This window comes from Oricola nitratireducens (assembly GCF_014904745.1).
Lineage (GTDB): Bacteria > Pseudomonadota > Alphaproteobacteria > Rhizobiales > Rhizobiaceae > Oricola > Oricola nitratireducens.
Map to the genome: position 1 here is coordinate 22,465 of NZ_JACZCS010000010.1, position 13,502 is coordinate 35,966.

General features: G+C 63.2%; 12 protein-coding genes. 5 read left to right on the plus strand and 7 right to left on the minus strand.

The window, feature by feature from the left end; genetic code table 11:
- Positions 1 to 45 precede the first annotated feature (45 nt).
- The 4 genes from IG169_RS06645 to IG169_RS06660 form a co-directional block, all read right to left on the minus strand.
- Complete coding sequence (locus tag IG169_RS06645; protein ID WP_343225609.1) at positions 46 to 1,812, minus strand: PHA/PHB synthase family protein; 1,767 nt, start codon at positions 1,810 to 1,812, stop codon at positions 46 to 48.
- A gap of 5 nt (positions 1,813 to 1,817) precedes the next feature.
- Entirely contained in the window at positions 1,818 to 2,111 is a 294-nt protein-coding gene (locus IG169_RS06650) for a hypothetical protein (protein ID WP_193175399.1), read from the minus strand.
- Positions 2,112 to 2,343: 232 nt separating this feature from the next.
- A complete protein-coding gene (locus tag IG169_RS06655) occupies positions 2,344 to 3,297 on the minus strand; it encodes a hypothetical protein (protein ID WP_193175400.1) in 954 nt (317 codons plus the stop codon).
- Positions 3,294 to 3,953 carry a Fe(II)-2OG oxygenase family protein gene (locus IG169_RS06660; protein ID WP_193175401.1) on the minus strand — a complete coding sequence of 220 codons (660 nt, stop codon included), beginning with the start codon at positions 3,951 to 3,953 and terminating at the stop codon, positions 3,294 to 3,296. Before IG169_RS06660 ends, IG169_RS06655 begins: the two co-directional genes overlap by 4 nt.
- 439 nt (positions 3,954 to 4,392) lie before the next feature.
- On the opposite strand from IG169_RS06660, the gene IG169_RS06665 reads away from it, so the two are divergent.
- The gene (locus IG169_RS06665) at positions 4,393 to 5,208 is read left to right on the plus strand and encodes a hypothetical protein (RefSeq protein WP_193175402.1); all 816 of its coding nucleotides are present in this window, start codon (positions 4,393 to 4,395) and stop codon (positions 5,206 to 5,208) included.
- A gap of 254 nt (positions 5,209 to 5,462) precedes the next feature.
- Here the strand turns inward: IG169_RS06665 and IG169_RS06670 are convergent, their stop codons facing one another.
- Positions 5,463 to 6,530 (minus strand): COX15/CtaA family protein, encoded by a 1,068-nt coding sequence (locus IG169_RS06670; protein WP_193175522.1) that lies wholly within the window; start codon positions 6,528 to 6,530, stop codon positions 5,463 to 5,465.
- A 197-nt stretch (positions 6,531 to 6,727) separates the two neighbouring features.
- Here IG169_RS06670 and IG169_RS06675 point away from each other — a divergent pair, with 197 nt between their 5' ends.
- Positions 6,728 to 6,958: a DUF2842 domain-containing protein gene (locus IG169_RS06675; protein ID WP_193175403.1), complete on the plus strand. Its 231-nt coding sequence runs from the start codon at positions 6,728 to 6,730 to the stop codon at positions 6,956 to 6,958.
- A gap of 7 nt (positions 6,959 to 6,965) precedes the next feature.
- Here the strand turns inward: IG169_RS06675 and IG169_RS06680 are convergent, their stop codons facing one another.
- Positions 6,966 to 8,021 (minus strand): polysaccharide deacetylase family protein, encoded by a 1,056-nt coding sequence (locus IG169_RS06680; protein WP_193175404.1) that lies wholly within the window; start codon positions 8,019 to 8,021, stop codon positions 6,966 to 6,968.
- A gap of 92 nt (positions 8,022 to 8,113) precedes the next feature.
- On the opposite strand from IG169_RS06680, the gene IG169_RS06685 reads away from it, so the two are divergent.
- A complete protein-coding gene (locus IG169_RS06685; RefSeq protein ID WP_193175405.1) occupies positions 8,114 to 9,286 on the plus strand; it encodes a GNAT family N-acetyltransferase in 1,173 nt (390 codons plus the stop codon).
- Positions 9,287 to 9,297: 11 nt separating this feature from the next.
- On the opposite strand, the gene IG169_RS06690 is transcribed toward IG169_RS06685, so the two are convergent.
- Positions 9,298 to 11,532, minus strand: a complete 2,235-nt coding sequence (locus tag IG169_RS06690) for a GumC family protein (RefSeq protein ID WP_193175406.1) — start codon at positions 11,530 to 11,532, stop codon at positions 9,298 to 9,300.
- A 216-nt stretch (positions 11,533 to 11,748) separates the two neighbouring features.
- On the opposite strand from IG169_RS06690, the gene IG169_RS06695 reads away from it, so the two are divergent.
- Positions 11,749 to 12,288 (plus strand): polysaccharide biosynthesis/export family protein, encoded by a 540-nt coding sequence (locus tag IG169_RS06695; RefSeq protein WP_428982238.1) that lies wholly within the window; start codon positions 11,749 to 11,751, stop codon positions 12,286 to 12,288.
- 20 nt (positions 12,289 to 12,308) lie between these two features.
- On the plus strand, positions 12,309 to 13,490 hold the full coding sequence (locus tag IG169_RS06700) for a glycosyltransferase family 4 protein (protein WP_210325901.1): 1,182 nt from the start codon (positions 12,309 to 12,311) through the stop codon (positions 13,488 to 13,490).
- Positions 13,491 to 13,502: the final 12 nt, after the last annotated feature.

Consider the following 13,502-nt stretch of genomic DNA (forward strand, 5'->3'; position numbering starts at 1 on the left):
GTTGCCGGCGCAGCGCGGCCGATCGCGCACGGGGAACGCCGGCCCTTATTTCTCGAGGACATAGCTGCCGGGCGCGTCCTCGATCGGCTTCAGCTTGCCGCCGCCGGGCTTGCGGGCCGGAACGCGCGGCTCGGTCTCGTGCGCGTCGAGCCACCGGCCCCATTCGGTCCACCAGGATTCCTGGTGGTGTTCGGCCCCCTTCAGCCATTCCCCGGCCGATTCCGGGAAATCGTCGCGCGTCCAGTAGCCGTATTTGACGTGCGGCTCGGGAGGATTGATGACGCCGCGGACATGGCCGGACTCGCCGAGCACGAATTTGACCTCGCCTTTCAGCAGCCGTGCGGTCGGGTAGACCGAGGCCCAGGGCGCGATGTGGTCCTCCTTCGTGGCGAGCACGAAGAAGGGCGTGTCGATCCGGGTGATGTCGATGGGCGTGCCGTCGAGCGTCAGGTGGCCCGGCTTCCTCAGCCCGTTCTCGATATAGATCTTTTCGAGGTACCAGAGCAGCATCGCCGCCGGCAGCCGCGTGCTGTCGCCGTTCCAGTACAATATGTCGAAGGCCGGCGGCTTGTCGCCCATCAGGTAGTTCATGACATGGAACGACCAGACGAGGTCGTTCTCGCGCATCATCGCGAACATGTCGCGCAGATGATGGTTCTCCAGATAGCCCTTTTCCTTCAGATGGCTGCGCAACATCTCGACCCGGTCGCGGTCGACAAAGACGCCGATCTCGCCGACATCGGTGAAATCGACCAGCGTGGCGATGGTGGTGGCGGTGGCGATGCGCTTGTCGCGCTTCGCCTTGAGATAGGCCAGCGTCGCCATGACGAGGATGCCGCCGATGCAGAAGCCCTGGATGTCGCAGCGTTTTTCGCCGGTCGCCTCGCGGATCGCGTCGAGCGCCGCCAGCGGCCCGAGTTTCATGTAATCCTCGAAGCTCATCCCGGCATGTTCTTTCGTGGGATTGACCCAGGAAATCAAAAACACCGTATGGCCGCGCTCGACCAGCCAGCGCACGACGGAGTTGTCCGGCCGCAGGTCCTGGATATAGAACTTGTTGATCCAGTGCGGCACGAACAGGAAGGGCCGTTTGCGCACCTCTTCGGTCATCGGCTCATACTGGATGAGCTGCATCAGCGCGTTCTGGTAGATGACCTTGCCGGGGGTGGTGGCGAGGTTCACCCCGACCTTGAACGCGCTTCTGTCATCGGTGTTCAAGTCGAGCCGGCCGTCGCCGCGCTCCAGGTCCTCGACGAAGTTGCGGAATCCCGCGAGCAGGCTCCCTCCCCCGGTCTCGATGAATTTCTCGCGCGCCGCCGGGTTGAGCATCAGGAAATTGCTCGGCGCCGCCGCGCTCAGGAACTGCCGCGTGTAGAACTTGACGCGCAGCGTGTCCTTCGACTCCTCCGGCAGGGCGGAGAGGAATGTGTCGGTTGCCTTTTCCAGCGCCAGATAGGAATCGCGCAGGCCGCGCGACACCGGCTCCGTCTCCCAGCGCTCGTCGCGGAACCGCTTGTCCCTCGGGGCGGACTTGCCGTGCGACCCGGTCAACGCGCTGTTCCAGGCCGCCGCCCAACCGGTCCACAGCTGCTGAAAATAGTCGGTCACGGCCTCGGGGTGCGACCAGAGTAGCTGGGCCGAGCGGAGATAGGCCTCCCAGAAGGTCCTGGCGTCGACCAGAGAGAATTCCTTGCCGGAAACCTTCCCGGCCTCCGCCGCCTGGCCGTGCCGGATGGCCCTTCCGGCGCGTTCCAGCAGCTCGAGCCATTCCGCCGCGTTTTCCTGCGGGTTCGATTTCGGGGCGCGCGGCACGCCGATCAACCGGCGCTGCTCCAGGGATGCTGCGCGGGCGCGGCTTCCGGATGACTGCGAATGAAATGATGCAGGACATGCAACAGGGACCGGACATGGTCGCGATCGTCTTTGGCCTGCGCCGCGCGAATGTCGTCGACGATCATCCGGCACACGGCCTCGAGGCCGTGCTCCCGGTTGGCGAAATATTGCGCATAGGCCGTCGCGACGATCTCCGGGACATGTTCATGCTCGGCAATCGCCAGCACCTCCTCTTCGGTGAGGCCGCACATGCCAACGCAGTCTTCGAGCGAAATCATGACAGCATGTCATCACAAGGCTGCGCTTGAGGCAACTAAAGTCGGCAGGTTGGCAAAGACACGGCCGCCCGGAACCCGACGATCCCGGCAAGGGAGCGACGGGGGCTGCGGTGCCAAATCTGGATTTGATGATTGGAGGGATAGGGGTGCCGTCGGCTCTACGCCCGGCTCGGATTGCGGAAGTGATAGTCGGCTTCAATTTTCAGGCTATGTGAATTCTGAAGCGCCGCGTTCAATATTCGTTGTTATCGTCCTCGTATCCTACCCAGTCATCTTTAGGTGCGTAGTATTCAGCGGCGTCATAGAACTGAGTCTTTTTATAGCGATCACTTAGGCCGACCACAGCCAGTCGCGACAGGCCGGCAATCTTTAAGCCACAGGCAATGCACTCGAACTGATTCGGGAGGTATTCCTGCGTCTCGGTGATTTCGCCATCACTAAGACGCTGGTTTGGGGCAGAAACGGGTTCTCCAGAGAGAAGAGCTTGCGACCCACACGCCGGGCAGTCAACGCGATGACCTGATTGTCGTGTCGCCCAGACAGCTGCTTGCGCACCTAAGGTGGTGCGTTCCTGCTCAGGTTTGGCGAGCCAGACTTTCTTGTGAGCCTCTACCTCGCCCTTAACGGCCTTCGCACTGTCGTCGACCGCTGCCGCAATCAATTTCTGGGCGACATTTGCTTCATCCTCGCCGACAAAATCCATAAGCGTCATACCCATAGAATCAAGTAGTATCTCGCAGGCCTGATAGAAGCGGGGCTGCCAAGTCGATCCTTTAATACCGTCGAAGGCCGGCTCGCCGGAGTGCAACTCGGAATTCCGACGCCCCGTGTGCTGAAGGCCGAAGTTCTCATGTTCCTTCGTGAAGTCAGGTAGGATTGCAGAGAGACGCTTGAATACCTCACTGATCGGAATGGATTTAGGAAAAAATTTCTCCTCATTCGGCGTGAAACCTAAAGCATGGTAAAGGCTCGACCAACTCTTATCGCCTTCCGCGACTAGCGCAGGACTGACGTTGGCGAGAGCCGCGCGAGCAAGCAACTCAATAGCTAGACTTGACCAGAGGGCATATTCCCAATCGTCGCTGTCAAGCGCGCTCATTTGCTGAACATATCGCTCGGCTTTCAGGTAAAGCGCGTCAGGATCGCAAGTCGCGGGCGTTTTTCCTGGTTGGATAACCTTCTTCAATTCAGCCCCCTTAAATATACTCTTTCAATCGCTCTATCTCCACGCCCATCAGGGATCGGAGAGCGAGCATGTAATATTCGCCAGTTGTCGATTAAGAGCGTGTCATTAGGATTCGCCAGCGAAATCGATAAAGGCTCGCATTCGGTGAGCCACTCACGAACTTTAAGGTTGGCAACATCGCCTATCTTGCTCGCGGGATTAAGAAACACTTCGTCCCACCGTAGGAGCCAACCGTCGTCATCTATCGGTTCGCAAAGACGAAGAAGCTGGAGGACGCCATCCCGAGGTCTACGCGGTTTGAAAATGGCACGTGCCATAACTTCAAGTGAGACTGCCCTAATCAGGGCTTGGCCATCGACTAATAATGTGGGTACGTCGGAATAGCCAATAACGCAACGAAGGACGAGGTAGCGTGGTGGGACGCGCCAATGCGCCAAGTCGGTGTGGAAAGGAAACTGGCCGAGACCATAGATTCCACTATAAGTGTTTGGCGTTGCCTCGGCACGAGGAATCAGCGTTTGGATCAAGCGGTCGTCCCAAGGGGCAAGAGGAATACCGAGTGTATTTGCGACCTCTGCTGTGTTTTCATCAGGTCGAAAACCACTTAGGAAAATGTAGCCGCGTGCGGCAATCTCATTTTTTATTTTTGACAACACTCTCCACCGCGTTTAGTTTTTACTGGATTATTTCTTGTATATTTTTACTATATTTATATCGTATCGAGTTTTTCAATCCGGGGAGTATATATTGTCCATCTTAAGACTTCATCAACAATAAGCGTAGAACGTTTAGAATCGGTCGGAAGTGCCGTATTGAGCACCCTATAAAATGTATTGGTAGGCCTCTGAATTGCTCTTCACCGAATGACCAATGAATGACGTAGTCGGCCAGTTACTAAGATTGCCCGCCATCTCGCGATAACGCCAATCGTGTTCCCGTCTTACCGATACCCATTTCAGCCGTAGCATAACTTTAGTCCTCATTCCGCCCCACCCCGTTGTTTTTCCTTCACCCTTCCCCTTCTTCTTATCCACCGCCCCGCACCTCCCCTTAACCTGATCCCCGACTCAACAGGCCGAGGAGCAACACCACGCAATGGACTGGGCAGGCGCGATCAGGACAAACCGCGAGGCTCTGCTGACAATCGTCACCTCGCTGTTCGTGCTCGCCGGGATCCGCACCGGGCGCATGGTCGCGGCGCTGCCGCGCCATTTGCGCATCCACATCCTCGCCCTGCTCCGCCCCGCCGAATATGCGGCGCGGCGGCTGATCGTCATGGCGGCGAGAGGGGTGGAGGTGACGCTGCGTCTCTCCGGCGGGCGCGAGGTGAAAGCATCCAACTCCGTCATCCTCGGGCCTGACCCGAGGACCCATTCCGGAGACTCCGCGAAACCCTCGAAGATGAAGAACACAGCCCCTTCTTCGATCATCGGCGGCGGTATCCGCCTTCACGGAATGGGTCCTCGGGTCAAGCCCGAGGATGACGCCCGGTGTGAGACACCGCAGCCAGCCGCCAAACCCGCGCCAGGCGCCGCCCTCCCCGATCCCCTTCCCGCCTTCGCGCTGTTCGACCCGTTCAAGCGCTATGGTCATCCATGGCTGGAATACGGCGATCAGGACGAGGAACGGTTCTCTTGGGATACGGACCTCGCGCCGGACGGCCCGGTCGATGCGACACGCCTCTGCCGGCGGATCAGGGCGCTGGAACGGGCGCTGCAGGATCTCGACGGCCAGGCGGCGCGGCTTGCCCGCTGGCGCGCGCGGCGCGACCGCGAAACTTGCCGGCCGAAACGCTTCAGCCCCTTGCGCCCGGGCCGTCCGCCCGGCTGGCGCAAGCGGCCGAAAACGCCGCTGGAAGAGGTCTTGCGCGAGTGCCATTTCCTCGCCCGCGACGCGTGGAACACGTCATGAGCGGGGGGGGGGCGCCGTTGCAATTTGAAGCTCCAGCCTGTCGGCGCGGGGCCGATCGCGCGCGCCTTGCCGCCGTGGTCTTCTCCCCGCATGCGGGGAGAAGGTGGCCCGAAGGGCCGGATGAGGGGCATGGCTCGGTGTTCTTCCCCCTCACCCAACTTCGGCTATGTCGCTGCGCTCCAAAGCCTGCGTATCCCTCTCCCCGCAAGCGGGGCGAGGAAGCCGAATGCGAGGCTCCTGCCCCGCCCCGCCCGTCAGTCGCGCACGCCGATGAAGCCGAGCCGGTGCGGCGTGCCGTCGGAGAGCGGCATCGGCCCCTTCAGGCCGCGCCAGTGGGCGACGGCGAAGCACAGCACGATCAGCGCGGTGGCCTGATGCGCCAACGCCCAGCCGAGCGGCACATAGGTCAGGAGCGTGATAATGCCGAGCGTCGCCTGCAGCGTCACGAGGCCGAACAGGACCGCGGCGCGGCGCGCATGGGTCGATCCCGGCGCATAGCGCCACGAGACGATCATGTGGACGAGGACCGCCAGCCAGAGAATGTAGCCGAAGCTGCGGTGGGTGAACTGCACGATGGCGCGGTTGTCGACGAAATTGAGCAGGCCCATCGCCGGCTCCCACTGCGTCGACGGGAAGAAACCGCCATCCATGGTCGGCCATTCGTTGAACACCAGGCCGGCGTCGAGGCCTGCGACCAGCGCGCCGAGATAGATCTGGAACAGCACCATCAGAACCAGCACGCCGGCGACGGTGGCGGAGCGCGCGGTCGGCTTCAGGTCGGGCGCGTGCGGCGCGATCGAGCGCGCGACCGCCATGATCGACGCGATGATCAGGCTTGCCATCGTCAGGTGGATCGCAAGCCGGTAATGGCTGACATCGGTGCGCTCGGTCAGGCCGGACGACACCATCCACCAGCCGATGAAGCCCTGCAGGCCGCCAAGCGCCAGGATGCCGGCAAGCGGCGCCTTGAGGCGCCGGTCGAGCCGTTTGGTTGCCCAGAAAAAGGCCAGCGGCAGGGCGAAGAACAGGCCGACGGTGCGCGCCAGCAGGCGATGCGCCCATTCCCACCAGAAGATCCCCTTGAACGCGTCGAGGCTCATGCCCTTGTTGATCTCTTCATATTCGGGAATCTGCCGGTACTTGGCGAATTCCTCCTGCCATTCGGCGAGGTTGAGCGGCGGAATGACGCCGTGGATCGGCTTCCATTCGGTGATCGACAGGCCGGAATTGGTCAGCCGCGTCGCGCCGCCGACGACGACCAGCGCCAGCAGGATCAGAACCATGAAATAGAGCCAGCCGCGCACCTGGGCGCGGTGGCGCATCTCGATGATCTCGGCGGTCGGGGATTTCGAGTGGCCGTGAACGGCGCTGTCGTAAGATGTGCTTGCCATGTGCGATGCCTGTTTGGCGGCTGACATAGCGCCCGTGGATCGGCATTGGAAGCGGTAAGATGCCGCAGAAGCGGGATTGGCTTTGCCGGGGAGGATGTTAAATAGCCCGCAAACGGAAAGACAAGACGATGCCCCCACGGCTCAAACGATTCATCGGCATGCTCATCCTGGTGGCGCTGGTCATCTTCTACGCGCTGACCGCGATGACGGTGGCCGCCTACCGGCTCGCCGAAAGCCCGTGGTACATCCACCTCGCCTTCTTCGCCTTTTCCGGCATCCTCTGGGTGCTGCCGGCGATGTTCGTGATCAGCTGGATGGAACGCCCGCCGAAGGGCCGCGACGGCAAGGCTGCGCGGTAGCGCGAGGCTAAACGGTGACGAAGGTGCGGCCGCGATTGGCCGCCGGCATGGTGATCCCCGTCAGCATCGTCTCGACATAGCCGACGCGCTGGTACTCGCCGTTCACCGATATGCGCGGCAGGGCCTGCATGTTTTCGGCATGGGCCGGCATCAGCGTGCCGTGCCGCGTCGTCACCGCGGTCTCGAACCCCGCCTCGCGCGCGATCTCGACCTCGCGCGCCCCGACGGCCTCGGGGCCGCCATAGGGATAGGCGAAATGGCGCGGGCGATCGCCCAGCCTTTCGCCGAGCACGTCCGCCGAGCGGACGATTTCGCCGGTGGCCCGCTCGCGGTCGAGGCGGCGCAACTGGAAATGGTTCATCGTATGCGCGCCGATCGTCGCCAGCGGGTCGGCGTGCAGGCCGCGCAATTCGTCCCAGTCGAGCAGCGCCTCGCGGCGATGCGCCTCGCGGTCGACGCCATACCGGTCGCACAGCTCCCGCACGAAGGCGCGCTGTTCGTCCTCGTCGACTTCGTTCAATGCATGGTTCATCAGCACCGCGAAGGCCTGATGCTTCTCGCGAACGGTCCGGCAGGACAAGGTCCTCGTCACGCCCGCCGCATCGAACGCGACCTCGCCGCTCGCCTCGACCACCGTCTCCAGAAGCTCCCACCACAAATCGGCGTCGCCGTCGGTCAGCCCCGGACTGACATAGATCGTGAAGGGAACGCCATGGGCGCGGAAGACCGGCGCCGCATGAACGAGATTGTCGCGGTAGCCGTCATCGAGGGTGACGGCCAGGAACCGCTCGTCGAAACGGCCGCTCTTCAGCCGGTCGGCGGCCTCGTCCATGCTGACGAAGCGGGCTCCGTCGGCCTTCAGTTCTCCCAGCAGGCGGTCGAGGAAATCCGGTTCGATGTGCAGCAACCGGTTGAGACCGGTGCCGCCCTCGTCCGGGCGCACATGATGCAGCATCAGGACCGCGCCGACGCCGCTCAGGGCGGAGCTGAACAGCGCGGACAGCCCGCTGTAGCGGACGCCGTTCATGAAGCTCTTGCGCATTAAGGTTTTGATAACCGACATCGTTTTTCCCGACGCGTTTTCACCGCCCGATTGCCGGAACGAAGGAATTTCGAAACCCGGCCATGTCACCCTTGGCAGCAAAGGATTTAGACATGGTTGACATCCAGGCCCGGACATATCCCGTTTCGGCAGAGTCCTCGCAAGGCGCTGCGCGCCTGCGCATCGCGCTGCATGCAAACCGGAACGCCGCGCTCGCCGCCATCGATGCGCTGCCCGCCGACATCCTCTGTTCCGGCTACCAGCACCCCGATTTCCTGCGCGCATGGGTGCGTCATTCGCCGCACGAACCGGTGTTCGTCACGTTCGTGCCGGAGCGAGCGGGCCCGGTGCTGATGCCGCTGGAGCGGGTCGACGGGCATTTGCTCGCCTATGCCGGAGAGCGGCACGCCAACGCGAATTTCCCGGTCGGCCGCCCGGATGATATCGCCGCGCTCGCCGCCACCGGCGAAAAGGCCATCGTCCAGGCGCTGCGCGCCGCCAGGCCCGGCGGACATGCCATCCTGCTGGAACGTCAGCTCGCCGAGTATCGCGGCATCGCCAATCCCTTCGTGTTCGAGCATTCGGTCGTCAGCCCGAATCCGGCGCTTTCGCTGTCGCTGGAGGGCGGCTTCGACAATGTGCTGTCACGCCATTCGGGCAAGCGGCGGCGCAAGCGGTTCCGCGGCCAGGAGCGCCAGTTCGAGGACAAGGGCGGATATTGCTATATCGCCGCCGTGGATACCGGCGCGGTCCCCGCGACGCTGGAACGCTTCTTCGACTGGAAAGCGAAACATTTCGAGGCGGCGGGAATTCACGACGTCTTCGCCGATGATCACATTCGCCGCTTCTATTTCGACCTGTTTGCCGAGGGCGCGCACCGCGAACCGCGCGGTCGAGAGTTGAAGGTGCTGGAGGCCGGCGGCCAGCCTGTCGCCATCATCGGATGCACCGTCCATGACGGGCGTCTGACGGTCGAATTCGGCAGCTACGACGCCGCGCAGGCGGAACTGAGCCCCGGCGACATGCTGTTTTTCCTGGCGATCCGCGAGGCGACGGAGAACGGCCTGGAATTCTTCGATTTCGGAATCGGCGACGAGCCCTACAAGCGCGGCTGGTGCGAAATCGAAACGCTGCAACGCGACACGGTTATTCCGCTCGACACCGTCGGGCGCCTGGTCGGCGCGGCCAAGGCGGCGCGCAGTAGCGCGGTGCGTTCGATCAAGACCAATCCGGTTATCTGGAAGGCGGTCAAGCAGCTGCGCAAGCGCGTGCCGATCCTGCGCTAGGCCAGACCGCCTCAGCGCGCATAGGCGCGCCGGGGCCCCGGTTCCTGCGGGCCGTTGCCGGTCGCATCCGCAGCAATCAGCGTCAGGTCCTCGAAACCCGCATCAAGAAGATTGCCGGCGGTCTCGACGATTTCCGGCGCGTCCGGATCGACCACGGAAATCGCTATCTGGCCGCCGTCCCTGACCAGCCGCCTGAGGCCGTCGGCGTTGGTCGGACCGCATTCGACGATGACGATGTCATAGGCCGAGGCCAGGGCGTCGAGAATGATCGGCAACCGGTCCATCGCCCGCATCGCGCGGGCCGGATCAGCGATGCCGGTCGGAATGATATGCGCATTGGTCGCGAAATCCGGATAGATGACATCGGAGTAGGACGACGAGGCCGCGAGCAGGTCGGTGATACCCGGGCATTCGGGATCTTCCAGCATGCGTTTCGAGGCAGCGCCCCCGCTCGTCAGGTCGATCAGGACGATACGCTGCCCCTCGCCCGCCAGCGCGCGCGCAAGTCCGACAGAGGCGGCCGCGCCGGCATCGCCTTCCGGCGAGACAACGATCGCGCGGTCGGCGCCGGTTTCGATTAGCCGACGCGTCAGCGACGGAATGCCGTAATTGTCGTTGTCCGCCGGCGCCTCGGCGTCCTCTTCCGACTCGGGCTCGGTGTCGGGCTCGGGCTCGGGCTCGACGGAAGCCTCGTCCTGTCGCGCGGCCACAAGCGGTTCTTCGGGCATCTCTACCGGCTGTACAGGCAGCTCGGCTTCCTCTCCCATTTCGATCGCCGGTTCGGCTTCGGCAACGACCGCGGGTTCGGAGCGCTCGACGGCAGACGACGCCATGCCCGCAACCGGCACGAAGGCGCGGCCGGAAAAGAGCTCGCGCATCAGCGTCGCCAGCATCATGACGAGAAGCGATACGAAGAAGGAGGCGCCGAGAAGCGGGATCATTTTCGGGAAGGTCGGTTCGGACGGAACCACCGCCCGCGAAATCAGGCGCGCCTTGGCCGGGGCGTAATTGCCCTCGTCGCGCGACGCCGCCTCGCGGTAACGCACGAGATAGCTTTCGAGCAGCGCGCGCTGGGACTGGGCTTCGCGCTCCAGGGCGCGCAACTGGACTTCGCGCTCATTGGCCGAGGCGGAAGCCGCCTTGAGCTTGTCGAGATCGGCGGACAGTTCCGTCTCGCGCGAACGGGCGACGTCGGCCTCGCTGCGAACGCCGTCCAGCACCTTGCGCGCCTCGTCGCGGATCTGGCGCGACAGGTCCTGCAGTTGCGACCGCAGACCCTTGATGCGCGGATGCCCCGGCAGAAGCGTTGTCGACAGGTCCGCGATTTCGGCCTTGAGCTGGATCTCGCGTTCGCGCAGCCGGCCGATCAGCGGCGACTGGACGACATCCGGCAGGGTTTCGATCGCCGTGCCGCGATCGAGCGCGGTCTTGATACTGTCGGCGCGGGCCTCGGCGCTGGAACGCGCGGCGCGCACCCGCGAAAGTTCGGACGCCATCTCCGCCAGCTGCTGGGTCGCGAGTACGGAATTGTTCTGGCCGACGAGCAGGTCGGATGATGCCCGGAAGTTCGCGACGGCGGCTTCAGCCTTGCGAACACTTTCCTGCAAGTCCTTGATTTCCTTTCCGAGATAGCTTGCCGCCTTTCCCGTCGTCTCGAGTTGCGACTTGCTCTCGAGCGCCAGATAGGCCTTTGCCAGCGCATCCGGGAATTTGGCCGCCAGTTCCTTGTCGCGGGATTTGAAGCCGATGGCAATGACACGCGAATTGTCGATCGCATAGACGTTGAGGCGCTTGCGGATATTGTCCAGAATGCGCTTCTCCGACGAAACGAGGGACGGATCCTCGATCAGGCCGAGCGCGACCAGCCCGGCCTTGAGGCTCGACATCGACAGCGTTTCGTCGAATTCGCTGTTCTGGTCGAGCTTCAGTTCCCTGGCGACCTGCATCAGGAGGTCGCTCGACGTCAGGATCTCCACCTGGCTCGCCACACCTTCCCGGTCGAGCAGTGAGGCATCCGGGGACTGGCCCTGATCGCCCTGCGGCCGGGTGAATACGGATTCGCTCGATTCGATCAGGATGCGGGCGTCGGAGGAATATTCCGGCGTCATGAAGCTGAGGATCACGAAGACGAGCCCGGTGAGGAAAACCGCACCGCCGAGGATACGCAGCCTGTCGCGCCACACGGCACCGAACAACCGGCCGATATCGATATCGGCGTCCTGCGCCCCGTATTCTGTTCGCGACATGAAAATACTCCGGCACTCGAATTGGTTGCGCCAGCTGTAAACGAACATGGTTTCCGCGCGGTAAATGGCTTCGTAACGCTTTGTTAGGCAGCATGGCGAAGCCTTTACCGGGAATTAACCCTAACAGACCGATAACGGGGCGTGGCGGCGGGGCCGTCAGAACGATTTTGGGGTTCCTTGATGATCCGGCACAGACGCAATGCTCCTTTCCTTGCGATGAGCATTCTGATTGTTGCTTTCCTTGCGGGCTGCACGGGTTACCGGCCCGCGCCGGCGGCATTCCATGAAGCGATCAATCAGCCTTATGTGCTCGGCGCCGGCGACAAGGTCCGCGTTACCGTGTTCGGCCAGGCCGATCTCACCAACACCTATGCCATCGACCAGTCCGGCTATATTGCCTTCCCGCTCGTCGGCGCCGTGCCGGCGCGCGGACGCACCGTCCAACAACTGGAAGCGCAGATCGCGGAGAAGCTGCGCAAGGGTTACCTGCGCAATCCCGACGTGTCCGTCGAGGTGGACCAATACCGCTCGGTCTTCATCATGGGCGAAGTCGGCGCTTCCGGACAATATGCCTATTCACCGGGGATGACCGTGCAGAACGCGATTGCCGCGGCCGGCGGTTTCTCGGCGCGCGCCAACCAGTCGAATGTCGACATCACCCGCCAGATCAACGGCAAGGTCATGACCGGACGGGTTCTGATCAGCGACCCGCTGCTGCCGGGCGACACCGTTTTTGTCAGGGAACGTCTTTTCTAGGGACGGATTCAACCAGATCCATGCGAGATCCCGAACCCCTGCGCATCGTTCACGTCCTGCGTGCGCCAATGGGCGGCCTGTTCCGGCACGTACGCGACGTCGCGCTGGCGCATGAGGCGGAGGGGCACCGCGTCGGCGTCATCTGCGACCTGCCCGGCACGCCCGGCTATAACGAGGACATGGCCAGCGGCCTCGCCGGCTCGCTGTCGCTCGGCCTGCATCGCGTGAAGATGCAACGCGAAGTCGGACTCGGCGACCTCCTCGGCGCCGGCCGGATTCTCAAGATCATCAAGGAATTGCAACCGGATGTCCTGCACGGACATGGCGCGAAGGGAGGCGTTTACGCCCGCGCGCTCGGTTCACTGGTACGGGCAGAAAGGTCTCGCGTCGCCCGTCTCTATTCGCCGCATGGCGGCAGCCTGCACTACGCCCCGGCATCGCGGGCCGGACAAGTCTATTTCCGGGTCGAACGCATGCTGGAACGGCTGACCGATCACATCCTGTTCGTCGCCGAATACGAGCGGCGGACCTATGCGCAGAAGATCGGAGAGCCCTCCTGCGCGTGGTCGGTCAACTATAACGGCCTGACGGACGAGGAATTCGAGATCGTCACGCCGGCGGACGGCGCCGCGGATTTCCTTTTCCTGGGCGAAATGCGGATACTGAAAGGGCCGGACCTCTTCCTGAGAGCGTTGGCGGACCTGCGGGCCGGCGGCCACCCGGATGTTCGCGCCGTCATGGTCGGCGACGGCCCCGATGCCGGCGCGTTCAAGAAGCTGGCGCATGATCTCGGCCTCGACGATGCGGTCCGCTTCCACGCGCCGATGCCCGCACGGCAAGCCTTTGCGCTGGCCCGGATTTTCGTGATGCCGTCACGGGCCGAAGCCCTTCCCTATGTCGTTCTGGAAGCGCTCGGCGCCGGCATGCCGATGATCGCGACCGCGGTCGGCGGGATCCCGGAAATCTTCGGCACCGGCAATCCGGCGCTGATCGTCCCGGAGGCCGGGGCCCTGGCGCGGCTGATGCAGACCGCGCTTGGGGAGCCGGGAACGCTTGCGGGCTGGATGCCGGGGCGCGAGGCGCTCGAGGCCCGGTTTTCGGCGCGGGTCATGGCCAGAAACGCGCTGAAGGCCTATCGCGGGGCGTTAACCTTACGCCGAGGCAGTGCGGGCAAGAACGGCGCCTTATCAAGCGTTTCTTAGGGCATTTGCCCT